Origin of the sequence: Vibrio sp. Vb1026 (assembly GCF_033338745.1) — a bacterium.
In the GTDB taxonomy this organism is placed as follows: domain Bacteria; phylum Pseudomonadota; class Gammaproteobacteria; order Enterobacterales; family Vibrionaceae; genus Vibrio; species Vibrio alginolyticus.
In genome coordinates this window covers 109,711-132,958 of the sequence record NZ_JAWOTH010000013.1, presented here as the reverse complement: position 1 = coordinate 132,958, position 23,248 = coordinate 109,711, and the positions used below count along the sequence as shown (strand labels likewise).

Annotated in this window: 20 protein-coding genes; 16 read left to right on the top strand and 4 right to left on the bottom strand. The window is 42.7% G+C overall.

All coding sequences use genetic code 11. The features are described from left to right. The first annotated feature begins 5 nt into the window (after positions 1–5). From R7E47_RS17990 to R7E47_RS17980, 3 genes are all read left to right on the top strand, one after another. Positions 6–1,046 carry an oxidoreductase gene (locus tag R7E47_RS17990; RefSeq protein ID WP_258660543.1) on the top strand — a complete coding sequence of 347 codons (1,041 nt, stop codon included), beginning with the start codon at positions 6–8 and terminating at the stop codon, positions 1,044–1,046. After that, positions 1,043–1,513: a heme-degrading domain-containing protein gene (locus R7E47_RS17985; protein WP_318084839.1), complete on the top strand. Its 471-nt coding sequence runs from the start codon at positions 1,043–1,045 to the stop codon at positions 1,511–1,513. Before R7E47_RS17990 ends, R7E47_RS17985 begins: the two co-directional genes overlap by 4 nt. A 185-nt stretch (positions 1,514–1,698) precedes the next feature. Continuing rightward, positions 1,699–3,276 (top strand): sensor domain-containing diguanylate cyclase, encoded by a 1,578-nt coding sequence (locus R7E47_RS17980; RefSeq protein WP_053306492.1) that lies wholly within the window; start codon positions 1,699–1,701, stop codon positions 3,274–3,276. Between the two features lie 51 nt (positions 3,277–3,327). Here the strand turns inward: R7E47_RS17980 and R7E47_RS17975 are convergent, their stop codons facing one another. Further along, positions 3,328–3,885 (bottom strand): DUF3750 domain-containing protein, encoded by a 558-nt coding sequence (locus tag R7E47_RS17975; protein ID WP_042522865.1) that lies wholly within the window; start codon positions 3,883–3,885, stop codon positions 3,328–3,330. A 479-nt stretch (positions 3,886–4,364) separates the two neighbouring features. On the opposite strand from R7E47_RS17975, the gene R7E47_RS17970 reads away from it, so the two are divergent. The 5 genes from R7E47_RS17970 to R7E47_RS17950 all read left to right on the top strand — a co-directional run bounded on the left by R7E47_RS17970 (position 4,365) and on the right by R7E47_RS17950 (position 8,695). Beyond that, a complete protein-coding gene (locus R7E47_RS17970) occupies positions 4,365–4,727 on the top strand; it encodes a hypothetical protein (protein WP_005377748.1) in 363 nt (120 codons plus the stop codon). Positions 4,728–4,762: 35 nt separating this feature from the next. Beyond that, entirely contained in the window at positions 4,763–5,227 is a 465-nt protein-coding gene (locus R7E47_RS17965) for a GNAT family N-acetyltransferase (protein WP_053306493.1), read from the top strand. 248 nt (positions 5,228–5,475) lie between these two features. After that, positions 5,476–6,894 carry an SLC13 family permease gene (locus R7E47_RS17960; RefSeq protein WP_318084837.1) on the top strand — a complete coding sequence of 473 codons (1,419 nt, stop codon included), beginning with the start codon at positions 5,476–5,478 and terminating at the stop codon, positions 6,892–6,894. Between the two features lie 3 nt (positions 6,895–6,897). Beyond that, positions 6,898–8,235, top strand: coding sequence for an ATP-binding protein (locus tag R7E47_RS17955; protein ID WP_005389108.1), 1,338 nt, complete (start codon positions 6,898–6,900; stop codon positions 8,233–8,235). After that, positions 8,222–8,695 carry a response regulator gene (locus tag R7E47_RS17950; RefSeq protein ID WP_053303110.1) on the top strand — a complete coding sequence of 158 codons (474 nt, stop codon included), beginning with the start codon at positions 8,222–8,224 and terminating at the stop codon, positions 8,693–8,695. Before R7E47_RS17955 ends, R7E47_RS17950 begins: the two co-directional genes overlap by 14 nt. A 107-nt stretch (positions 8,696–8,802) precedes the next feature. On the opposite strand, the gene R7E47_RS17945 is transcribed toward R7E47_RS17950, so the two are convergent. Then, the gene (locus tag R7E47_RS17945) at positions 8,803–10,506 is read right to left on the bottom strand and encodes a putative bifunctional diguanylate cyclase/phosphodiesterase (RefSeq protein WP_213901119.1); all 1,704 of its coding nucleotides are present in this window, start codon (positions 10,504–10,506) and stop codon (positions 8,803–8,805) included. Between the two features lie 487 nt (positions 10,507–10,993). Between R7E47_RS17945 and R7E47_RS17940 the strand changes: the two genes are divergently transcribed. The 4 genes from R7E47_RS17940 to R7E47_RS17925 all read left to right on the top strand — a co-directional run bounded on the left by R7E47_RS17940 (position 10,994) and on the right by R7E47_RS17925 (position 15,695). Further along, positions 10,994–12,211 carry an HD-GYP domain-containing protein gene (locus R7E47_RS17940; protein ID WP_025766705.1) on the top strand — a complete coding sequence of 406 codons (1,218 nt, stop codon included), beginning with the start codon at positions 10,994–10,996 and terminating at the stop codon, positions 12,209–12,211. A gap of 202 nt (positions 12,212–12,413) precedes the next feature. Continuing rightward, positions 12,414–13,037, top strand: a complete 624-nt coding sequence (locus R7E47_RS17935; RefSeq protein WP_318084835.1) for a LysE family translocator — start codon at positions 12,414–12,416, stop codon at positions 13,035–13,037. A 212-nt stretch (positions 13,038–13,249) separates the two neighbouring features. After that, complete coding sequence (locus R7E47_RS17930) at positions 13,250–14,791, top strand: YjjI family glycine radical enzyme (RefSeq protein WP_151514746.1); 1,542 nt, start codon at positions 13,250–13,252, stop codon at positions 14,789–14,791. 22 nt (positions 14,792–14,813) lie between these two features. Next, on the top strand, positions 14,814–15,695 hold the full coding sequence (locus R7E47_RS17925; RefSeq protein WP_225472886.1) for a YjjW family glycine radical enzyme activase: 882 nt from the start codon (positions 14,814–14,816) through the stop codon (positions 15,693–15,695). Positions 15,696–15,714: 19 nt separating this feature from the next. Here R7E47_RS17925 and R7E47_RS17920 read toward each other — a convergent pair whose 3' ends face one another. Continuing rightward, positions 15,715–16,653 (bottom strand): LysR family transcriptional regulator, encoded by a 939-nt coding sequence (locus R7E47_RS17920; protein ID WP_005377737.1) that lies wholly within the window; start codon positions 16,651–16,653, stop codon positions 15,715–15,717. A 411-nt stretch (positions 16,654–17,064) separates the two neighbouring features. On the opposite strand from R7E47_RS17920, the gene R7E47_RS17915 reads away from it, so the two are divergent. Both R7E47_RS17915 and R7E47_RS17910 read left to right on the top strand, forming a co-directional pair. Beyond that, entirely contained in the window at positions 17,065–17,835 is a 771-nt protein-coding gene (locus tag R7E47_RS17915; protein WP_104979134.1) for a TerC family protein, read from the top strand. 160 nt (positions 17,836–17,995) lie between these two features. Next, positions 17,996–18,598, top strand: coding sequence for a 2OG-Fe(II) oxygenase (locus R7E47_RS17910; RefSeq protein ID WP_005377733.1), 603 nt, complete (start codon positions 17,996–17,998; stop codon positions 18,596–18,598). 54 nt (positions 18,599–18,652) lie between these two features. Here the strand turns inward: R7E47_RS17910 and R7E47_RS17905 are convergent, their stop codons facing one another. After that, positions 18,653–19,918 (bottom strand): HD domain-containing phosphohydrolase, encoded by a 1,266-nt coding sequence (locus tag R7E47_RS17905; protein ID WP_025766702.1) that lies wholly within the window; start codon positions 19,916–19,918, stop codon positions 18,653–18,655. Positions 19,919–20,547: 629 nt separating this feature from the next. Between R7E47_RS17905 and R7E47_RS17900 the strand changes: the two genes are divergently transcribed. Next, positions 20,548–21,741, top strand: coding sequence for an iron-containing alcohol dehydrogenase (locus R7E47_RS17900; RefSeq protein WP_258658989.1), 1,194 nt, complete (start codon positions 20,548–20,550; stop codon positions 21,739–21,741). 161 nt (positions 21,742–21,902) lie between these two features. Next, complete coding sequence (locus R7E47_RS17895; protein WP_158156337.1) at positions 21,903–23,108, top strand: aromatic amino acid transport family protein; 1,206 nt, start codon at positions 21,903–21,905, stop codon at positions 23,106–23,108. Positions 23,109–23,248 lie beyond the last annotated feature (140 nt).

Below are 23,248 nucleotides of genomic sequence, written 5' to 3'. Positions count from 1 at the left end.
TTAGAATGGCTTACGATCCCGTAAAAACCGCTGTGATTGGTTACGGATATTCAGCAAAAACGTTTCATTTCCCCTTCATTAAAGCGCTACCAAATTTAACGCTGAGCGCGATAAGCTCTCGTCAACAGGAGGCGGTTCAAAATGATTGGCCAGATGCTAAGTGGTTTTCTGATGCGAATACTTTACTCGATGATAGTGATGCAGAGCTCGTAATCATTACTGCGCCAAATGACGTACATTACGAACTTGCAAAGCGTGCGTTGAACAATGGGAAACACGTCATCGTCGAGAAACCGTTTGTTACTCGTATAGAAGACGGTAATGAACTTATCGCCTTGGCGGAAGAGAAAGGTCTAGTGCTGAGCGTTTTTCACAATAGACGTTGGGATGGAGATTTTCTCACGGTTAAATCTCTTATCGAACAAGGTAAGTTAGGTGATATAAAGCTGTTTGAGTCACACTTTGACCGTTACCGCCCTGAAGTTCGTCAACGATGGCGAGAGCAGGCTCAAGATGGCGGTGGTATTCTATTCGACCTTGCTCCTCATCTTCTCGATCAAGCATTGGTGTTGTTTGGCTTGCCAGATGCGATAGACGCACAATGTCGAATGATGCGCCCGGGTGCGACAACGATTGATTATTACAACTTGATACTTCATTACCCTGAGCATATTGTGCACTTGCATTCAAACTTGTATAGCCCAGAGCCGAATCTCCGCTACAAAGTATTGGGTACGGAAGCTAAATATGAAAAGTTCGGATTAGATCCTCAAGAGGGCTACTTAAAAGAAGGCCGTTTGCCGGAAAACGATGCTTGGTCGGAAGAAGATGAGGCGTTATACGGCGTCCGTTACGACGAAGACGGTGCGCAAACTATCAAAACGGAGAGAGGCGCGTACCAAGCTTACTTTGTTGGTGTGGCAGACGCCATTCGTTTGGGCACTGATAACCCGGTTCCTGCCGCTCAAGCAGTACAGAATATCGCTCTGATTGAGATGGCATTGGAAAGCAGTAAAACGGGTAAAACGATTCAGGTGAAACCATGAGTTTGACGCTTGAACTCGTGGCCCTGCAAGAGCATGAACTTCAGTTGGCGGAATTTAATCACCATATTGCGTGGTCTATCGGCCTCGCTCTAAAAGAAGAGGCTGAAGCTCGCGGCGCGGCTGTTGCTATTGAGGTTTACGGCTTTGGACAAACGCTATTTCAATACGCGATGGCAGGAACCTGCGCTGATCATGTAGATTGGGTCCGTAGGAAGCGAAACTCAGTATTAAGGTATGACCACAGCTCTTACTATCTTTCTCTGTACAACAAGCAAAAGCAACGTGATTTCGAAAATCAGCCTCATCTCGATGCTCGTGAGTACTGTGCTCATGGTGGCGCGTTCCCAATTCGGCTTTCTGGGTCTGGTTTGGTTGGGGTTGTGACGGTATCGGGTTTACCGCAGTTAGATGATCATCAGCTAGTTGTGGATATATTAAAAACGATGACAGAGACAAAACCCTCTTAAACGCCAAATATGAAAGTAGCACGGTTTCTTTATCGTGCTACTGAATTCTCTTTTTAGCTCATAAAGTGTTCTTTAATGTGAGCAAATATTAACATTGATCCCAACTTACTACCTGAAAATCAAATCAATTTCATATAACCTATACGCTCATTCATATAGAAAGCCTTCAAAGTTGGCCATTGGCAATGTCTTTTAGAAGAAAAGAAAAACTCAATCTTAGAAATCTTATTGTCACCCTATGTGTGTTCAGTGTGCTTGTCACTTTGATCAACGCATTCTACTCGATTTATCGTGTTCAAAGGGATCTCATCATCAATAACACGTTAGAATCAAACCGTGTTTACGCCCAAAAAATGTCTGAAATGACAGACTCTTTCATAGAAAGCTCAATGTCGCAGCTAAAATACAGTGCGAACGTGCTAAAAGACAAGATGCATGACGCTCAGCTTCTTGATAAAGAGGCTGAGAGATTAAGAACGCAAACCAAATCATTTAACTCTGTGGTTGTCGTTAATGCAAAAGGGGTTATTATTTCTGTATCCCCTGAAACACTTCAGGTGAAAGGTGTAAGGTTAGTGGGTGAAAGAAAACGCCAGTCTTTAAACGCTCAAGCACCGGTTGTTACTGAACCATTTATATCGCCAGCTGGAAATTACTTGTTAACCATCTCATACCCTATATTTTCTCACTCTAATGAATATTTAGGTTATATCGGCGGCACTATTTATCTAGAAAAAGAAAATATTCTTGCAGAGTTACTCAGCCAGCACGCATACAAAGATGGTTCTTTCCTTTACGTTGTCGATGAGAGTAACACTCTGATTTATCACCCAGATCAATCGAGAGTTGGTGAAGTAATCGACGATAATGAGGCAATCAAAGCGGTGACGATGGGGCAGAGCGGTAACAAAGAAATTGTTAACTCTCGCGGCGTCGAAATGCTTGCTGGTTATGCACCAGTAAAGTCATCAGGATGGGGAATTGTTGCTCAGCGCCCGAAATCGATGACGTTATCTGTGCTAGATGAACAGATGTGGAATGTTTTCCTTAAGTCGATTCCAATTGGTTTATTAACTTTGTTGCTAATTTGGTTCTTGTCCCTTCTTATTTCTAGACCACTTTGGCAGTTAGCGGGTGCTGTGCGAGGTGTCGAAGAACATTCATCCTCTATCGATGATCTCAAACTGGTTAAGTCTTGGTATTTTGAGGTCTCACATTTGAAGCTTAGCTTTCTTAAAGCATTTGGTATCGTGTCAAAAACCATTGATAAGCTGCAACTGGATACATTAACAGATTCGATGACTGGATTATTGAATCGACGTGGATTAGATAAAGTTCTTGGTTTGTTTAAGCAGGAAAATACCGCGTTCTCTGTTTTGGCGCTAGATATTGACCACTTTAAGAGCGTAAACGATAACTATGGCCATGACGTGGGTGACAACTTACTTAGAGAGTTTGCGCAGTTAATGAAAGACCAAGCTCGCTCTAATGATCACCTGTGTCGTTCTGGCGGTGAAGAGTTTATGATGTTTTTGGAAAAAACAGACGTAAACCACGCTATGGATGTTGCAGAGCGTATTAGACACAACGTGGAACAACATGACTTTCAGGTGGTTGGTAAGGTCACGGTTTCGTTGGGCGTTTCTCACTGGAAAGGCAATGACACACCAATTGAAGCGGTAATGAAAGACGCCGATAATGCACTGTATAAAGCGAAACATAATGGAAGAAATAGAACGGAGTTGGGTGACGACGCACAATAGATATTGCGCTTTAGGCTGAACATAAAACGAGCCAGTGACTAACCTTTGCTGTTAATCGCTGGCGTAACCGCTACCAATTGCGCGAAACGGCAAGTTCAGCTCTAATTCTGGAATTTGTTTACCCACCCAAGCCGGAAATGTATTGCTATTTGGCCCTGGAAACAGCGTATATTCTTCAGCCCAAGGGTATTGGTTAATCACACTTTGTATTTTAGGGATAAGCTGGCGGGCCTTTTCACCTTGTATGGAGAGGATCTTTTCTGGTTTTGCACCATACCAATATCGATCTGGCGTCCCAGTTTGGTACTGATATAGAGCGGGTTGTCCGCGATTCACTCTCCAGCCGACTACTTCATACACTGTATATTCGTTCGCATTTTCAGGCTTTATTGCAAACCATGTATGAACGGCAAACCAGCCTCGCCAACCAAACGCATCTGCGGCATAAAACTCAATCACAGCATGCTTAACATTAGAAGGATCGGGTGCGATACCCGCAGGTTCTCTGCTTGCGGTACGCCAATCTCCTTGAGTGCATCCACCCAGCATAACCGCGATTGACATGAACCCAATTTTTACAAGGTGAGTAAAGTTGAGAGGGTCTTTCATTTATTGCTCCTAGACCAACCGATGCTGGTAACGCTCTATTGATTTTAGCTATAAAAACGTGGCAAGTCTGATTGTTGAAATCCTCTCCTTATTAAAAGAGAGAGGGAAGTTAGTGCCATAATTCCAGTTCATACGTAATAATAAGGTAAGCCGATTTGTAACATGTGGCATAGACGATGCCGTATTTCTCGAACGATTCGTCTAGTTGCGTATGAAAAAGTAAGAGGTTGTATGTGTTCCTTACACGGTCACATGAATTAAAAGCATTAAAAAACAGAGGTTTACAGTGGATTTTGACTGGTTGAGTGAGTTTGGGACCCTCACATTGTCTCACATTTGCTTGTTTTGGGCGGAATTTTCATCGCTCATCTTTTTGCGCGTTTAGAGTCAGCGTTCAGCTATGGCACAATAGGCGCTCACAGAACAAGTGCTGTTTGGTCATGCAAATAGCAGAAAAATAACTAGAAATAGAATAATTAATGTTTAAATCAAAAAGTATACTCGCATTAAGCATGTTCGCATTTGGCTGTTTTGCCAATCAAGATAGCGAACCAACGTCCGTTGTGCTGAGCTATGGCGACTCCTCCATCAGTACTGATATTCAAGCCAATCGAAAATTTCATGTTGTCCGAGACAATGAAAGTGAGCACGTAGAATTTTCCGGCGGAATCACAAAGGAGTATTCCGATTATATTGTGAATATTCATATCATAAGAAAAAGCAATATACGCAGATCAAGCCGTGAGCTGAATACTACCGTATTGATGAACAGTGATCAGATTGGGAAGCCTTTAGTGATTGGCATTGAAAATGATGAGTTCACTAGTATCACTTTGCGTTAATGCTTAGTATTTATTGAATAGGAATGAGGAAATTGATGCTCTCAATACGCTGCTATCGCACCGAGGATGCCCCAACACTGTGGGCACTCTTTTACCATACTGTGCGAGTCATTAATCGTCGCGATTACACTGAATCACAAGTTTCCGCTTGGGCACCATCAGATTTTGACCTCGATGTGTGGCAACGCAAAATGGACGATATTCAACCCTACGTCGCGGAGATAGAAGGGCAGGTCGTTGGCTATTGTGATTTGCAAGGTGACGGCTTGATTGATCATTTCTTTTGCCATCATGAATACCAAGGACAAGGTGTTGGTCGTGATTTGATGTCTTTTCTTTTTTCACAGGCGAAAGTACAGGGGATAAAACGACTGTATTCTGAAGTGAGTATTACCGCCCGACCTTTTTACGAGAAAATGGGTTTCACAGTTAAGTCTCGACAACGTGTTGAGGTTAGGGGAGAAACCTTAACTAACTTTATGATGGAAAAGTATATTTAACTTAAATAGTGAGCATTTAGTGAGCTTGAACACAGATATAAAATGTTTTCCAATGTGAAAACGAGTTCATTGATCTCGCACCAACGTTTTGTTTGAAAACAGTGTACATAATCTTCTCTGGAACGCCATTACCGCATTTCGTCTCTGAAGGCTTAAAAACAGTCTGAAAGTTTTGGTTTTGCGGCGGGTAGTAGCGTTCCAAACGCCAAATGTGTCTGGCTAACCATCTCAGGAAGAGAAGTAGTACTATGCGCCCTTATCTCAAATACGTTGTTCCAACATTGATACCATTGCTTGTTTGGTTAATGCCTCTCTCTGCGTTCCCATTTGATGGCATTACTATCGTCCAGCAAAGAATGATTGCAATCTTCTTGCTTGCCGCACTTTGCTGGGTATTCGAGCCAATTCCAATCTATGCCACTTCGGTTGTGATCATTGTCCTAGAGCTATTGCTTGTATCAAATAAAGGTATTGTGCTCTTTCGTTTGCAAGAAGGGCAGCCACATTTTGGTGAGCTATTACAATATAACGAGATAATGGCGACCTTCGCTAGTCCGATTATCATGCTCTTCCTCGGCGGTTTCTTTTTGGCTATGGCGGCGACAAAGTACAGGTTAGATGTCAACTTAGCCCGAGTGTTACTCAAACCATTTGGACAAAAACCAAAGTTCGTTATGCTGGGGTTGATGCTGATCACCGCTGTTTTTTCCATGTTTATGTCAAACACCGCAACAACAGCGATGATGTTGTCCATTTTAACCCCTGTGATAGCGGTTTTCGGGCCTAAAGACCCAGGTCGAATTGCATTCGCTTTGTGTATTCCTGTTGCGGCCAACATTGGTGGCATTGGTACTCCAATCGGCACGCCACCGAATGCCATCGCCCTAAAATATTTGGTTGGTGACAACTTAATTACGTTTGGTGAATGGATGGTATTTGGTGTGCCATTCGTTATTGTGATGATGGCGTTAGCCTGGTTTCTGATTGGCTTTTTGTATAAAGCCGAACAAACCACCATCGATCTGAACATTAAAAGCAAGTTTTTGAAAACACCCAAAGCAATAATGGTTTACGTCACCTTTGCCGGCACGATTATTCTTTGGTTGATGGGTTCTGCACATGGAATGAATTCTTACACAGTAGCATTAATTCCGGTCGCAGTGTTCTCACTGACGGGCATCATCAACAAAGAAGACTTGAAGAAAATCTCTTGGGATGTGCTTTGGTTGGTGTCAGGCGGTATTGCTCTGGGCCTTGCTCTAGATAAAACCGGGCTTGCGAAGCTGGTGGTACACAGCATTCCGTTTGATCAGTTCTCGCCATATGTTGTCTTGTTTGGTGCGGCTTTCTTGTGCTTGTTAATGGCAAACTTTATGTCGCATACAGCCACAGCAAACTTGCTGATGCCGATTATGGCTGCGCTGGGTACTTCTATGGCTTCGCTAACGCCTCTCGGCGGTGAAGTTACTCTGATCTTGGTCGTGACATTTGCCGCTTCACTCGGTATGTCGTTACCAATTAGTACGCCACCAAACGCGTTAGCTCATGCAACAGGGCATGTCGAGAGCGGCCAAATGGCTCGTATCGGTGCCGTGCTAGGCGTGATTGGCGTATTACTCAGCTTTGTGATGGTGTGGATTTTACATACTGTTGGGCATATTGGATAACCCATGTACGAAACGAAGTTAGACGCGTTAGTACAACGCTACTTTAATCACCTTGAACGCCGATTAACGGTTTTATCCGGGTCGGTGCTTATTGAGCAAGCTGGCTACAATGATCGCTTGTACTATGTGCTGTCGGGAGAACTGGCGGGCTATTACGCGGAAGATGACAAGAAACCGATTCAGGTATTTTCTGCGTCTCAAGGTGCGTTTATTGGCGTACATAGTTTCTTTTCTGGTACGTGGACTGCCTCTTCGACAGTGATTGCTCAAACCGATGTTGAATTGGCTTGGATACAGCGCGATACGCCCGCCGTGGAAGAGGCGACATACGGACCATTGACGACACAATTTATGCCTGTGATGGTTAACGAATTATCTCGTCGTCAACGGCGCGCAATGCAAGAGGCATTGGCTAAAGAAAAAGCACTACAAAAGCTTCATACCGCAGAGCAAATGACAACGTTGGGGCAGCTTGCAGCGGGTATTGCTCATGAGTTGAACAATGCGATAGGCGTTGTAAGCAGTAAATCAGAACGGCTAGAGACAGTTATCATGGAACTGCTTGAAGAAGTTCATCCGGAAGCGAGTCAATTTTTTGATTTTGGTTTAATGCAAGGGCAGAAAGTCTCTTCTAGCGAAGCGAGAAAGCGGGGGCGCCACTTCGAAAAATACTACGGTTTAACCAAGGAGGTTGCTCGTGATCTTGCGCGAGCCGTTCCAAATAATTTCCTTTCGGAACATTGGCTAAAAAGACCAGAAGAAGCGATACGTTTCTGGCAAATGGGGCGAGATCTCCATGACTTACGCATCGCCTCTAAACATACCGTTGGCATTGTGCGATCCGTAAAACAATTGGGGCGCACGGATATCGACTTGGATGAAGCGATTAACATCAATGATTCAATCAATCGCGCATTGGCTCTATTGCAAAGTGACTTAAGACGAGTGAGTGTTCGTTTTAGCCCTGCGGATTTACCTGCTTTTATTGGTTCTCAAACCGAACTCGTCCAAGTTTGGGTAAATATATTAAAGAATGCGTGCGATGCACTTGGTGAAACGGAGAAACCCGGTATCGAAATACATACTCGGGAGAGTAAGGGTAAAATTTTGGTCACGATTGCTAACAACGGACCAGAAATTGATGAAGCGACACGTAGAAAAATTTTCCGGCCAAACTTCACCACTAAAAAGGGGGGATTGTCGTTTGGTTTAGGGTTAGGTCTGTCGATTGTGAAGCGCATTATCGCCGGATATAACGGCTCTATTGTAGTAAAGAGCGACAGTGAAAAAACGATTTTTAGAATCAAGTTACCAGTAGAGGGTGAACATGGAGAAGCTTAATGTAATTTGCGTTGATGACCAACGAGAGGTACTAAGCGCGGTTCTACAAGATTTAGAGCCGTTAAATCAGTGGTTGAATATCGAAGACTGCGAATCAGCAGGTGAGGCTCTAGAACTGATGGATGAATTTGATGCAGAAGGCGAGATGATCGCATTGATTATTTCCGATCATGTGATGCCAGGTAAAACGGGAGTAGAGCTGCTGACCGATGTATCAAAAGACGGTCGTTTTGGCTTTACGAGGAAAGTGCTTCTTACCGGGCAAGCGACGCACACCGATACGATTAATGCGATCAACTCCGCAGGCATTGACCGCTACTTTGAAAAACCATGGCAAGCAAGCCAATTAATAGAGTGCGTTAGAAACCTGGTGACCCAATATATCTTTGATGTGGGCTTAGATTACACTCAGTATCACGAACATTTAGATCAGAGTGTGGTGTTTGAACGCCTACGTTAATAGGGGGCATTAAGCTTTGTTTTCGTCACGGCCAGTTAGTGTCTGAAATCTATAGTGAATAGTTCAGCATGTTTAACGTGGCCGTGCGGAATATTGCTCTAGTATGCTTAACTCAACGAATAGCGGCTTGCACTGGCAACAGAAAGTGGCTTAGAGAACCAATAACCTTGCAGATAATCGACGCCCATTTCGGTAAAAAATTCACACATTTTGGCGTCTTCAATTCCCTCAATCACTACTTCAATATTATTTTCCTGGCACATAGTGATAAGAAACTTCAGATATTCTTGTGAAGAGCGGTTGGTTAGTGTTTTCCACGCCATCGACCTATCAATTTTGATTTGTGTCATCGGAAGGTCGAAGAAGCTATTTAATGAACTGTAACCAGATCCAAAGTCATCCAGAGAGAGTGCAAATCCTAGTTCCCTGAGGGTATTCAGAGGGGCAATGGCTGTCTGATTATTATCCAAAATAAATGTTTCTGTTAGTTCCAACACAATAGACTCAGGAACGACACCAACCTCATCCGCCATGGCTTTAATTCGCGCAGGGAATTCACTATTCATTAACTGAAGTACAGAAACATTCACGTTGACACGAACTTGGTTTTGGTAACGCTCACGGTAGTTTTTGATAAATTCACACGCTTTGGCAAAGACTTGATATCCGAGTTCGACAATCAAACCTTTGTTCTCTGCGACGGGGATGAATTCGTCTGGATAAATTTCGCCAAACTCTTTGCTACGCCAGCGAACCAGAGATTCGAAGCTCACCACTTTTGAGCTTTTGGCGTCAATAATTGGCTGAAACTTAACGCTTAATGTCTGTTTTTCTAGTGCACTTTTTAGACCTTGTTCAATAAAGAAATAACGGTCTACGGCATGCTGAGTTTTCTCACTGTAAACCGCAACACGGTCTTTATTCTGCTCGCTTGCGTACTGACAAGTTCGTGCTGCTTTACGTAATATTTCCTCTGCTGAGTGACTTGGATCTATGCAAGGATACAAACCAATACTAATGTTACTTCCTAAGTATTGGCCCTCTTCAATCACTGCCTCGTGGTAGGTTTCCTTTAAACTTTCGGCATAACTTTGCAGCGTTTCTACCGAGCATTCATCGTGAATCAAAATCGCAAAGTCATCATCATGTACGCGATATACAGAACTATTTGGAGAAGGTAGGTGACTGAGAGTTTGTAGCAATTTTTCCACTAACCCATCGACCAACTCGCTGCCATATTGATTTAAGTAAGATTTAATCTCTTCTATCTGAATGTAACAGATAGATGCACAAGAATCGGTGGCTCGCACACTATCTTCAATATCCAGCAAGAGATGGGCGCGATTAGCCATACCTGACGCATTGTCATGAAATGCGACTTGATGAATGTAGCTTTCCATCAGCTTGCGTTCAGAAATATCACGGTGGCTACCAACCATATAATGACCATGTTCTGTTTCTTTGGTCATGGCTACGCCTTCAATCCAGACGTACTGTCCATTGGGTTTACGCACGCGGTAGGTCGTTGTGACCCTCGTGTTGTTGGTAATGATGTGAGCATCGACCCGAGTGGAGAGTCTTTCTCGATCGAGAGGGTGAACAAGGTCTAACCATTGCTCTAAGCTGATTCGACCAGCGTTGATACCAAGCTGCTCATAAAAGCCCTTGTTATAAAATACCATGGTTCCAAACTCATCCATGTAAAAGAGGCCTTCGTTAAACACATCGAAGATATGAATGAATCGTTCTTCGACGATTTTTAGGAACTCTCGGTCACTATCTGAGACTTGTTGGTCAAATATGGTGGTCAAGATATTTCCTCCTCGAGCCTTTTAGCATCAGAGATGAGTGTTGGGGTTGATAACATAGAGTTGATCTGCTGGCGTACATTACAATCACAAAAGTGTCAGTTCAAATTGTTTGGCTATCATTTTATGCGCTACTAGGTTAATAACATACTAAGATTAGGCGGCTAATCATCGACATTTATAAAAAATAGTCAACAGTAAAAATCATTTATAAAATACAGTTATTGATGCCGTCCGCAATCTATAAATATTTATGAATAATTATCCTAAAGTTATTTTCAGTTGTGTCGGTATCAATGTGCTGTTTTCTAACGTCATTTGTATATATGTTATCTTGGATAAAACCATAATAACAAAAAGGACTTAATGAGCGCGACCGATTATTAATTGACAGGATGCTCATTAATTGTAATCAATTCAAATTTATTATCACGCCAAGTAATCAAATCTCTTATAATGCGGACGTTAATATCGAGTAAGCCTTCTTTATATGCAGTACGATCCGAAAAATTCAATCAAAATTGCGCTCGCTGATATCGGCGTTGGTATGTTTGTTACCGCGATAGAGCACAACAAGCGCGTCAATTTAGCCAATGCAGGGCGGATATCTAGCCCTGAAGGCATTAAGAAGCTTGCTACAAGTGGCGTAAAGTATGTTTGGGTAGATCAAACATTATCTTCGCAGCAGTGTGTCTTCAAGCCTGTAGATGAATCAACTGATGCCACTAAAGAGACGAGAGAGCAGAAACACTCAGATTTTAAGAGGGGTCAACGAACTTATCGTTCGAGAGACATCCAACACAAGCGAGCCAAAAAGCTGATCGCCGAAGCAAAAGATTTGGCGCAGAAACTATTGAATCAAACTTTTGAAGGAAAAATCATTGAAGTTGATGAAGTAGAAGCTTGGGCTGACGATGTCATTGAAAGTGTTTTGATTGACTCAGATGCGTTGCAGTGTGTCTCTGCACTCCGAAAAAAAGACTCTTACTTATTGGAACATTCCGTCAATGTCGCTTGTCTTTTAGTGTCATTCGGTAAGTACTTGGGCTTGGATAAGCCAACGCTAAAACAGCTTGCTGTAGGTGGCATTATTCATGATGTAGGTAAAATTAAAGTCGATGATAAGATCTTGCACAAGCCAGCGAAGCTAACGCCTGAAGAATTTGAACATATGAAGCTACATCAAGTGTTCGCAGGTGAGATTATCCTTCACGTAAAAGGACTTAGTGACGTAAGCCGTGATGTTTGTTTGATGCACCACGAGAAGTTAGATGGCAATGGTTATCCTAGAGGCTTGAAGGGGGAGGAGATTCCAATTCACGGCCGTATGAGCTGTATTGTAGATATCTACGATGCGCTAACGGCTGATCGCTGTTACAAAAAAGGCATGAGTTCTGCCGAAGCGTTTAAAATCTTGTTGAGTCTAACGCCATTTCATTTAGACGCCGACTTAGTTTACAAATTCATTAATTGCATTGGGATGTACCCCGTAGGCTCTATTGTCGAGTTGAACGATGGGCGTGTTGGTATTGTTTGGTCTTCAAATGAATCTCAAGCATTAAAGCCAGAAGTGAAATGTTTCTACTCCCGCAAGTATAAACGATACATTGATGTCACGATGGTGGATTTAAAAACGAGTGCGTACAAAATTGAAAGAGCGATAGCGCCTTCATCGTTAGAGATCGATCCTAAGCCTTTTTATGATTAAGAGAAATGGATAAGCTTATACAACAGGCTTTACATCCTTGCATGTAGATCGTATTTTATTTGCATAACTATCTATTAATTTTTTCTAAGTTATTTAGATGCAAGATGGTTCTTAAGACCTCGGCTTCATGGATAGAAACCGGGCGATAAAATAGTTCTATACACAATGGGCTATAAACCTCTTTTTTCTGGAAGGGATGCCAATGCAAATAGATACATGGATTTTTTACACTCTTGCCATTCTCGTGCTCACTGCTTCACCAGGACCAAGCTCACTGTTGTGTTTGAGTAAAGGAGTGAGTAGTGGGTTTCGTATTGCTTTCATGACTGCACTTGGCAGTTTGTCTGCGATTACGATCATCCTTACGCTCTCATTTACCGGGCTGGGAGTTGTCATTGTTTCATCTGAGTTAGTTTTTAATATTATCAAATGGTGTGGTGCCGCTTATTTAATCTGGTTAGGTATTCAAGCGTTGCGCTCATCTCAGACAGATTTTAATAAAACGGCAACGACTCAAAGTTCCGCGACAGCGTTCAGCGCGTTCACTAGTGGTTTCATTGTTGGCGCTAGTAACCCCAAAGCGATAGTCTTTTTCACCGCTTTGTTTCCTCAATTCATTGAACCTTCCGCACCGCTACTGGCTCAATACGCGATTTTCGCGTCTACATTTGTGGTTTTTGAGCTTAGCTGGCTAACATTTTATGCATTGTTAGGGGTAAAAGCCTCTGATTGGTTGTTTGTCGCTGGAAGAGCGAAGTTGTTCAATCGTTTGACTGGTGGAGTATTTATTGGTGCTGGCGTGATGTTGTCGACGGCAAACCGATAAATAAGACAGACTTCGGTACGCAGTTAGGTTTTCCCATATAGTAAGTTGGAATGCGCTAATTTAGCTTTGTCTTATTTCCAGAATGGAAATAGACGTTTTGTTTATTTTCATTAGTGGCAACAGCCAAGCAGGAGTAAAATCACGTTACTCTTTAGGGGTAGAGCTCGTATTTTGTCTTGTGGGCTTGTGGTTACTTTGTAGGAATATCTTAGATGACAAGCCTTTCTAAACTACAACAACGTTTTCTAGATATCGCGACCGACGTCCGTCTTTCTCCAAAACAGAAGTCGAGTTTTTTAGCTTTAGAGGCGGAAGCGTGCATTCCTTACATGACCGTATCTCCATCACTGAGACAAGCAATGGATGAAGGCATCATCTGCGATATGTTTGAAGGTCATGCACCGTTTAAACCTCGCTATGTGTTGCCTGATTACGCTAAATTTCTATCGCAAGGCTCAGACTATTTAGAGTTGTCTCCGGCTGATGATTTCGATGATGCGTTGAACATGCTGACCATCATTTACCATCATGTTCCTTCGGTAACGAACATTCCGGTTTACTTAGGCCAGTTAGATGATGTCTTGTTGCCTTACATAGGCGACCTAACAGAGAGCCAGATTTACAAAAAGTTAAAACATTTTTGGATCATGCTGGATCGCACATTGCCAGATGCGTTTATGCATGTGAATGTCGGACCGACAGACAACATTATTTGTCGCACTGTTTTAAAAGTAGATGCGGAGCTCAAGCAGATCGCACCGAATCTCACCTTTATGTACGACGAGACAGTTACACCTGATGATTTACTTCGTCAAGCGACACAGAACATTTGTGAATGCAGTAAACCGCATATCGCCAATTACCCAATGCACGCGAAAGCCTACAACGGCTCACGCTTTGGTATTGTAAGTTGCTACAACTCGCTTCCATTAGCAGGTGGCTCGAACACATTGGTGCGAATGAATTTAAAAGAAGTTGCAAAACGAGCATCAGACTGTAACGACTTCTTAAATGCGTTGCCTTCTTACCATCGATTAATGGTCGAGCTCATAAACGCAAGAAGCACGCACTTGCATGAAAAATCGAACTTCTTTCAAGGCTTTTTGACGCAAGAAGGGTTGATAAAAGAGTCCTATTTCGCGCCAATGTATGGCGTTTACGGAATGGCCGAAGCGGTAAACCTTCTATTTGAAAAAGAAGGGCAAATAGGGCGATACGGAAAAAATGATCGAGCAAATACTTTTGCTCATGATGTTTCAGCAACACTGGCTAAACTGGTGGACTCAACCCCGGTGAAATATGGTTTAGATGGCAAAGCGCTCTTACATGCACAAGGCGGCATTAGCTTAGATCATGATGTTACGCCAGGTGTACGTCTGCCTTATGGTGCAGAGCCAGACCCTGTCACTTATGTACAAGCAACGGCGAAGCATCATCAGTATTATCGTGCGGGTATCAGCGATATTTTGACGATTGATGAAACGGTGAAATCTAACCCAGAAGCGATGTTCAATTTATGTAAAGGGGCACTAAATGCTGGTTATCGTGAGTTTACCGCGAATGTCACTTCAAATGACTTAATTCGCGTGACAGGCTACATGATCAAACTTTCAGATGTCGCGAAATATGATAAAGAAGGTTCGAGAACCAACACGACGTTTCTAGGTGCAGAAGCAGCAAAAAATACCAAAATTTTAGAACGCTCGCCACGTGTGGTGAGTCATGAAGTAACACCGACTTACACGCAGGCATAAGTTCGGTTTAGGAAAGAACAAGATGTCTAGACGAAGTGGAAGCCTTTTGGCAAAAGTCACTCGTATCCTTCCTTTCTCTTGTGTTGATGGGCCAGGAAATCGTCTAGTCATCTTTCTACAGGGTTGTAACTATCAGTGTTTGAACTGCCACAATCCTCACACGATAAACCATTGTAATCATTGTGGTGAGTGTGTGAGTGAATGTTCAGCAGGCGCATTGAAGTTCGACGAAAACAACAACGTTGTTTGGCTTAAAGAGGAGTGCACCCACTGCGATCATTGTATAGAGATATGTCAGAACCAATCTACTCCAAAAATTACTGACTACTCTGTAGTAACAATGCTCGATTTGATACGCAAACATCGCTTTTTCATCAGTGGTGTTACTGTATCCGGTGGGGAATCTACCTTACAACTTCCTTTCATTATTGAGCTGTTTAAAGGGATAAAACAAGATCCTGAATTACGGCACCTCTCTTGTTTCATCGACAGTAACGGTTCTTTAGCGGTTGCTGGTTGGCAGCGTATTCTACCTTTTCTGGATGGCGCAATGATCGATTTGAAAGCGTGGCAGACGGAGACGCATCAGTGGCTAACTGGGCGTGATAATCATCGTGTATTTAAAACCCTTCAGTACCTTGTTGAGCACGAAAAATTGTACGAGGTCCGCTTACTGCATATTCCCCAAAAAAGTGATTTAGATATAGAAATCGTAGCAATTGGACGTTACTTGAGTACTCTTCCTGAATCGGTGCTTATCCGTTTAAATGCCTTTCAGCATCACGGAGTAGTGGGGGAGGCGTTAACTTGGGATATGTGCTCTCATCATGATATCGAACGCTTAAAATCAGAGCTTCGATGCTACGTGAGTAACCCTATCACAGTGCCGACAGTACTCACGTAGTACCGTTGTTTATCTATGCTTACGCATCACAGGCATCTAACATGGCGCAGGCGTCGAGTAATTGTTGCTGTAACCATTTTAAAGCGGGATCGTTTAAGCTCGCTTTGTTCCAAACGAGGCTGTAGGCTACTTGCCCGTAATCGAATGGAAGAGCTTGCTCTACCAAACCTTTTGCTTGCATTGCCGCTCTTGCCCAAAGCTTGGAGCATGTGAACAAGTAATCCGAGTGCTGACACATCACCGCAGCTGAACCAAAGTCGGCTACACGCATGGCCAAGTTTCGTTTTGAATGCCTTTGGGTGAGATTTTGCTCAAAATAAGGTTGTGACAGATCTTTATCATGAATACCGATGTGTCTTGCACAAAGGTAACTTTCAACAGATAAGGGTTGCTCAGCGAGTGGGTTCGATGCTCTCATTAAGCAAACCATTTCGTCTTTCAAAATGGTTTTCCAGACCAAGTCTTTATTTTGTGTGGGTGGTTGGCTGAGATCGTGAGGAAGCAACAAAAAATCTACTTGACCTCTTGCTAATGCATCGAAGCTCATTTCCTCTTTCGCATGGACATTCAAGTGCGCGTGATTGCTCAGTTGCTGGGACAAGTGCTGTAGAACTGGCGCAAAGAGCTCAAATGAACTTTCACGCATTGCTAATGAAAAACTACCTTGATAGTAAGCCGGATTAAAAGAGCCTTGATGTAATAACCCATTCATACTGGAGAGTATGCCATGGATTGACGGGCCTATATGTAGCGCAAATGCTGTCGGCACTAAGCGAGTGCCATCACGGTAAAAAAGGTCATCCTTTAGCGTTTCGCGCAACTGTCCGAGCGTTTTACTGACGCTCGATGGTGTTACACACAAGCGTTCTGCCGCAAGTGTGACGCTGTGAGTGGTTAACAACATATGTAAAACAGTTAGATGTTTAAGGCTTATACGCGAAAGAGCAATGTAGTCCATAAATAGCATGGTTTCTTATGATTTTTGGCAGTATATCAGCATGAAACAAATTTTTACTATTGTTTATCTCGGAAACACGCCTGTTTCTCTTTGAGCTCAATGCATTTAATGGGTTGCATAAGGATTGATGGTGCTTATAAGTCTAGAAATTTATCTTAGTTTTGTTGGACTTTAATGCTTTCATTTATTCAATTCTAAAGCTTCTATGTAATTTTAATCAATTTGGAGGAGTTGATTGATTTGTACACGAATTAAACTTGTTCCTTGTTAATTAAAATAGATATTGTTTTGTTGATTGTTTGGTGATTTACTCATGATCCCTCAGTAACAAAGGTATAAATAATTAATGGACGACCCCTTTAGTCGACAAAACCCTTCACCATATGTCTTCTTATTATTGGAGACATGCTCATGCTAGAACTTTTTATGCAACCAGAAGCTTGGGCTATTTTCGCCACTTTGTTTGCGCTTGAAGTTGTCTTAGGCGTTGATAACGTCGTTTTTATCTCTGTCTTATGTGAAAGACTGCCGCTGCACCAACGTAAGCTGGCAAGAAACCTTGGTATTGGTCTTGCTGTTATTGCTCGTATTGGTTTAGTGTTTTCAATCTCTTGGATCATGCAACTGACTCAACCGCTATTTTCTTTGGCGAACCATGCGCTTACCGGAAGAGACGTCATCATGATTGCGGGTGGTGCATTCCTCTTGGCTAAAAGCCTGAAAGAGTTGTGGAGTTGGTTAAATCACAACGAGTCGGCTCACTCAACTCACGCCCGTACTGGTTTAACGGTAGTTCTGTTGCAGATTGTTGCCGTGGATGCTGTATTCTCGATGGACTCGGTGATAACCGCCGTTGGTTTGACAAGTGATGTCCCACTTATGGTCGCAGCGATTGTTTCGTCTGCTATCGTGATGGTCATGACAGCCGAAAAAATCAATAACCTGGTGTCGTGTTACCCTGGTTTTAAGACACTTGCTTTGTTATTCCTCGTTTTGTTAGGTGGTTTATTGATGGCAGAAGGCTTCGAAATTCATATCAACAAAGGTTATGTGTACTTTGCGATGGCATTCGGCTTAATTCTGGAACTTTGTCATATCCAGTTAAAAAACAAACAACGCCCGACTATTAAACGTCTTAGTCCGTTGCGAGTTCATCCAACGAGATTAGAAGCTCGTCAATAATAAAAGATATTGCCGCTTATATGAGCGGCATTTTTATATTCGTCATCACCTATTTTTACTCTCTTTTTATTTTGTTGTCGTTTCGACAAAAAATCGCATTTGTTGTGGGGTTGAAGATTTTTTATATAGACCGCCCAACTAATATGAGTGAACGGCAATAATGGATAAAATGATCGATGCGTTAGCAACCCATGGCTACTACATCTGGGATGATTTTCTTTCTGAACAAGAAGTGGCTCAATTACGAGACTGCATTCCAAGTAACTGGAAAAAAGCGCGTATTGGTCGTAATGACGATGTGACTCGTATTGAGTCAATTCGAAGTGACAAAATTCAATGGTTATCGCCCAATATGGGGCACGCGGTTACTTCTTACTTAGATAAGATGGAAGAAATACGCCAAGAAGTGAACCGTCACTTGTTTCTGGGACTTTTTGAGTATGAAGCTCACTTTGCCAAGTACGAGGAAGGGGATTTCTACCAAAAGCATCTAGATTGTTTTAAGGGCAATGAAAACCGTCGATTGACAACCGTTTTTTACATGAACGAATCTTGGACGGAAAAGGATGCAGGTGAATTGGTGGTTTACGATCTAAATGATAATAAGATAGCTACCATCCCTCCTCAATCAGGACGCTTACTTTTATTCTTATCTGAGCAATTCCCGCATGAGGTTTTACCGACCAATGCTGAGCGTTTCAGTATTGCAGGTTGGTTCAGAATCAATGGTGTGCGAGACAATGTACTTGATATTGCAAAATGATTGGTTTGCAACCTGCACAAAATCAGCATAGGGCGTAGATACGCCCTTTATCGATTAAACATTAGTTGATAGCTCGTAACACTCGGTCATGTTTCGCTCTAGCACTGCATAGACGTCAGAACAAAGTTCTTGTTTAGCGACTTGCTCGCCCATAATCGCGGCGATTTGTGCTTGAGCCATTCGTCCTCGGTAGGGACGGTCCTGAGACAGAGCTTGAAAAACATCGGCAACCGCGACAATACGTGATGGTACATCGAGTTCGTCTCCTGTTTTATGATAAGGATAGCCAGAACCGTCCAAACGCTCGTGATGATTAGAGGCCCACTCCGCTATTTTAGCGTTGGGAAACACTTTGTGTAATGCGAGCTGAGTATCAATTGTATGGCGTTTAATACGCGTATACTCTTGTTTATTAAGAGAGCCTTCTTTATGAAGAATCTCATCTGGTGTTTTTAACTTTCCGATATCATGCACCAACCCAGCAATAAATAACATCTCTTGGTCGTGCTCACAGAACCCAAGCTTGATGGCTAGATACCGAGATAACTCCGCCACTTTTTGCGAATGTTGATAAGTAAATGGGCTTTTTGCGTCAACAATTCGAGCGATAAACATGCCCAAACTATTCATATCTTGGATGGTGAGCTGTTTTTGAAGCCAATCAATGCTTTTAAAGTTTAATCCGATGGTTTCTATATTTTCAGACTCCATCGCGAACCAAAATGCGTCGGTCATAACGAGCTTAACCATTGCCTTAGCCATGTCTGGATTAAACAAAGTTCCAGCGTTTGCCATGATGCATTCTGCAATTAGTTCTTCATGAAGTGTGACAATGTCACAGTGGCAGTTCATGACGTATTTGGAACGCATAAAATCGAGACGATCGGCTAAATAGAGTAGGGCAGCGACCTCTTTTTCAAAAGGCGGTAAATCAAGATATTTTAGTTCACTCCAATGTGTATGGTGGTAAAGAACAGGTGTCGCAAACTGACGCAACAAACGACACTGCTTGAGGCTTCGGTATCCTCTTAAGCAATGTGTTTTTACATCTTGTGGCACCAACTCCTCAAGTAACATTTTATGTTCTTGTGTTTCGGAGACCCCACAATCGTGGATCATCCCTGCGAAGTAGCAAAACTCCGCTTTTTCTGGTTCCCAGTTCATGACCCGAGCACATTGGTAAGCGATGTAAGCGACACGGTGGCTATGGTGCGTATCATCAACACCTACATAGTCGAGTGCTCGAGCAACCCAGATAAGTGCTTGTTTCAGATCGACTTCAAAGCCCATGTCCGTATGGGAATGGCAAGAATGATTCATGGTTTATACCGACATTGCTAATTAGCCCACGCTAAACCCAAATCAGAAGGTGATAGGAAAAATTGGGTACGACAGCGAATAGACCCCAAAAAGGTGGGCGTTTAGACATAGTTTTGATTATGGGCGGGATAATAATCCTAGTTGCATAATAATATCACCTGAAGCTCATGGTTAAGAGTCAGATATTTGAACTAAGTATAAGTTTTGAAAGATTATTGTTGCTCTTGTTGACTTATTTGAAAACGACAATAAATCATGATGTAACGCATTCTTATTTTTATTTTTGTAAATCGTGCTCGGGCTCAACCAGAGACACACGGTATTGATGTGTGATTAACAGAATTCATATTGTTGCTTTTGAAGGCAAAAAATAAGAAGACTTCTTCGAGGCTCGTTCTGTAACTAACAGAGTAATAGGGAAAGAAGCTTGTTAACTACATGACAATAGAGCGTCGTTGAAAACATTTTCTCTGTAGCTCATGTCGTTGAGGAAAGATAATAAAATGGTACGGTTTCCCAGTGATGCTAGCCCTTTTAGTGAGATAAGTTTATTGAAAATGTGTGATTGCAAAGTAAGCATAGGTAGTAAAAGTAGCTAGAATGATAGCTCTAAATGAAAAGGATTTCGTATGTTGAAGCATCGTTTATACCGGAGTTACACCGCTGGGTTAAAAATTGCAGCCCATATCCTTCCTATGCCGAGACCAACCTTGTTTTCCGGCCCTGGTTCGATGAATGAGCTATTAGAATCGATGACCGAGCTGGGATTTAAACGCGTTTTGTTAGTTACCGACGAAGGGTTAGTCCAAGTCGGTATTGTAGATAAGGTGCTTGAGGCAGCAGCACAACTCGATTTACAGTTAGATGTTTTCTCGCAAGTTAAGCCCGATCCTACCTATGATCAGGTTGAGAGCGGTCTAGAGGCTTATCATCGTTTTCATTGTGAGGGCATATTAGCTTTGGGTGGCGGCTCTGCAATGGATTGTGCAAAAGTCATCGCTGCGAAAGTTACCAATAAACGGCCAATAAAAAAATTAGCTGGACTATTGAAGGTATGGCGAATGCCAGCGCCGCTTTTTGCTATTCCAACAACGGCTGGAACCGGAAGTGAAGTTACTATCGCTGCGGTCGTGTCAGATCCCTCCTCACACATTAAAACCCCTTTAATGGATCCAAAGTTGGTGCCACTAATGGCAGCTTTAGATGCGAATTTAATGATTGGTTTACCTCCTAAGATCACGGCTGATACTGGCGTTGATGCATTAACCCACGCTATTGAGGCCTATGTATCGAAAAACGCTACTCAAGAAACGATGGCTTATTCGGTTGCCGCTATTAAACTCATTTTTAAATATCTTCCTAGGGCTGTGATGCAAGGGGATGATGTCGAAGCTCGTCATAAAATGGCTATGGCATCCTATTACGCGGGTTTAGCATTTACCAAAGCGAGTTTGGGTTATGTTCATGCCTTTGCTCACACATTCGGTGCGAGATATGGAATACCTCATGGTATGGCAAACGGATTAGCCTTGTTGCCTGTGCTGCGCTTTTCATTATCAGAGATTGAGCCTCAACTAAGAAAGCTCGATAAGTTGACGGCCGAGGGGCAGTTAGGTAACGCAAGTGCTCAGCATTTTTTGGCGAATCTGGAGTCCTTGTTTTCAACTATTGATATTGAGCAAACCAGTGCGCTCATTCAACGTGAAGATGCTGATGCGCTTGTTGATTTAATTCTGAAAGAGGCGCACTGGAATTACCCTGTTCCCAAGTTCATGAACAGGGAAGAATGCACACAGTTATTGTTAAATATCAGTAAGGTGTAAGTTATAGTTTACATGTGTGGTTTTTTATCCTTACACTTTGCTTGATCTTCTGCTAAAGATCCTACAATATCGACGGCAATACAAATATGGTGTTGGTTTCGGTCCGCCGTTGCCCGATCTAATACTGATAATTTCTAATAAATTGTAAAGATTAATATACAATGAGTCGTTCTAAAGTATTCGGTAGTACGCTAATTATTGCGGGCACTACAATAGGCGCTGGTATGCTAGCGCTTCCACTTGCCTCTGCCGGCATTGGTTTTTCAACTTCTATTATCATCATGCTAGGTTTATGGGCTCTGATGGCTTTCACTGCCTTGCTTATGCTTGAGCTTCATCAACATGCGGAGAGTAGTGCTACACTTCATACTTTGGCGAAACAGATCCTAGGTCAAAAAGGCAAGTGGGTGGCAAGTTTTGCGATGTTGTTTCTTTTCTACTCATTATGTGCAGCGTATATCGCTGGCGGTGGTGCTCAGTTCGGAGACCGCCTTGCACAATGGTTTGACCTCGATATTTCAGGGCCTACATCAACGATAATCTTTACCTTGATTGTGACTTTAGTTGTGACAGTGGGTACCGGTACGGTCGATAAAGTAAACCGAGTTCTGTTCGCGATGAAGCTCATTGCGATGGTTGCGGTGCTTTCTTTTCTTGCTCCAAACGTTACGGAATCTTACTTGTTAAGTATGCCAATCGAACAAGGCCTTGTTGTAGCGGCGATTCCGGTGATCTTTACTTCGTTTGGTTTCCACGGAAGTATACCTGCAATTGTGAATTACTTAGACGGTGACACTTCTTCTTTACGCAAAGCCGTTATTATTGGTTCGACGATTCCACTCGTTATTTATATCTTTTGGCAAATCGTGACGTTGGGTGTGGTTAGCCAAAGTACGCTTGTTGAGAACGGAGGGTTGAGCGCACTGATTGGTCAACTATCTCAGACAGTACACCAATCAAATTTGGGTAGCATTGTTGGTGTGTTTGCTGACTTGGCATTGTTGACATCGTTCCTTGGCGTGAGTTTGGGTCTATTCGAATTTTTGGGTGATACCATCAAAGGAAGTAACGATAAGCCTAATCGTTTGATTGCGGCACTAGTGACGTTTACTCCACCGCTAGGCTTCGCACTTTTCTATCCTCAAGGCTTTATTATGGCTTTGGGCTATGCAGCGATTGCCTTAGCGATTTTAGCCATCTTTTTGCCTTTGGTTATGGTGATCAAGGTTCGTAAATCGGATGATTTTACTGGGGAGTACCGCGTCGCAGGTGGTCATGGTGCGCTAGTGATAACGGGCATCGCTGGCACTGGCATCGTATTCGCTCAGGTGTTAATTACGCTGGGTGTGCTTCCTGCTCTAGGCTAGTTGTTCAGAACGTTCTTTGAATAACCTCTAGTTACTGAATCCATCGTAATCAATCAGTATTGTTAAGCCAACGAGTTTTGCTCGTTGGCTTTTTTAATCTGGATCAAATTACCGTAAGATATCCGGTGAAAAAATTGGTA

Bases quoted from the DNA above. Each gene is read 5' to 3' on its own strand.
- R7E47_RS17990 (WP_258660543.1), top strand. From the start codon at position 6: ATGGCTTACGATCCCGTAAAAACCGCTGTGATTGGTTACGGATATTCA.
- R7E47_RS17985 (WP_318084839.1), top strand. From the start codon at position 1,043: ATGAGTTTGACGCTTGAACTCGTGGCCCTGCAAGAGCATGAACTTCAG.
- R7E47_RS17980 (WP_053306492.1), top strand. From the start codon at position 1,699: ATGTCTTTTAGAAGAAAAGAAAAACTCAATCTTAGAAATCTTATTGTC.
- R7E47_RS17975 (WP_042522865.1), bottom strand. From the start codon at position 3,885: ATGAAAGACCCTCTCAACTTTACTCACCTTGTAAAAATTGGGTTCATG.
- R7E47_RS17970 (WP_005377748.1), top strand. From the start codon at position 4,365: ATGTTTAAATCAAAAAGTATACTCGCATTAAGCATGTTCGCATTTGGC.
- R7E47_RS17965 (WP_053306493.1), top strand. From the start codon at position 4,763: ATGCTCTCAATACGCTGCTATCGCACCGAGGATGCCCCAACACTGTGG.
- R7E47_RS17960 (WP_318084837.1), top strand. From the start codon at position 5,476: ATGCGCCCTTATCTCAAATACGTTGTTCCAACATTGATACCATTGCTT.
- R7E47_RS17955 (WP_005389108.1), top strand. From the start codon at position 6,898: ATGTACGAAACGAAGTTAGACGCGTTAGTACAACGCTACTTTAATCAC.
- R7E47_RS17950 (WP_053303110.1), top strand. From the start codon at position 8,222: ATGGAGAAGCTTAATGTAATTTGCGTTGATGACCAACGAGAGGTACTA.
- R7E47_RS17940 (WP_025766705.1), top strand. From the start codon at position 10,994: ATGCAGTACGATCCGAAAAATTCAATCAAAATTGCGCTCGCTGATATC.
- R7E47_RS17935 (WP_318084835.1), top strand. From the start codon at position 12,414: ATGCAAATAGATACATGGATTTTTTACACTCTTGCCATTCTCGTGCTC.
- R7E47_RS17930 (WP_151514746.1), top strand. From the start codon at position 13,250: ATGACAAGCCTTTCTAAACTACAACAACGTTTTCTAGATATCGCGACC.
- R7E47_RS17925 (WP_225472886.1), top strand. From the start codon at position 14,814: ATGTCTAGACGAAGTGGAAGCCTTTTGGCAAAAGTCACTCGTATCCTT.
- R7E47_RS17920 (WP_005377737.1), bottom strand. From the start codon at position 16,653: ATGGACTACATTGCTCTTTCGCGTATAAGCCTTAAACATCTAACTGTT.
- R7E47_RS17915 (WP_104979134.1), top strand. From the start codon at position 17,065: ATGCTAGAACTTTTTATGCAACCAGAAGCTTGGGCTATTTTCGCCACT.
- R7E47_RS17910 (WP_005377733.1), top strand. From the start codon at position 17,996: ATGGATAAAATGATCGATGCGTTAGCAACCCATGGCTACTACATCTGG.
- R7E47_RS17905 (WP_025766702.1), bottom strand. From the start codon at position 19,918: ATGAATCATTCTTGCCATTCCCATACGGACATGGGCTTTGAAGTCGAT.
- R7E47_RS17900 (WP_258658989.1), top strand. From the start codon at position 20,548: ATGTTGAAGCATCGTTTATACCGGAGTTACACCGCTGGGTTAAAAATT.
- R7E47_RS17895 (WP_158156337.1), top strand. From the start codon at position 21,903: ATGAGTCGTTCTAAAGTATTCGGTAGTACGCTAATTATTGCGGGCACT.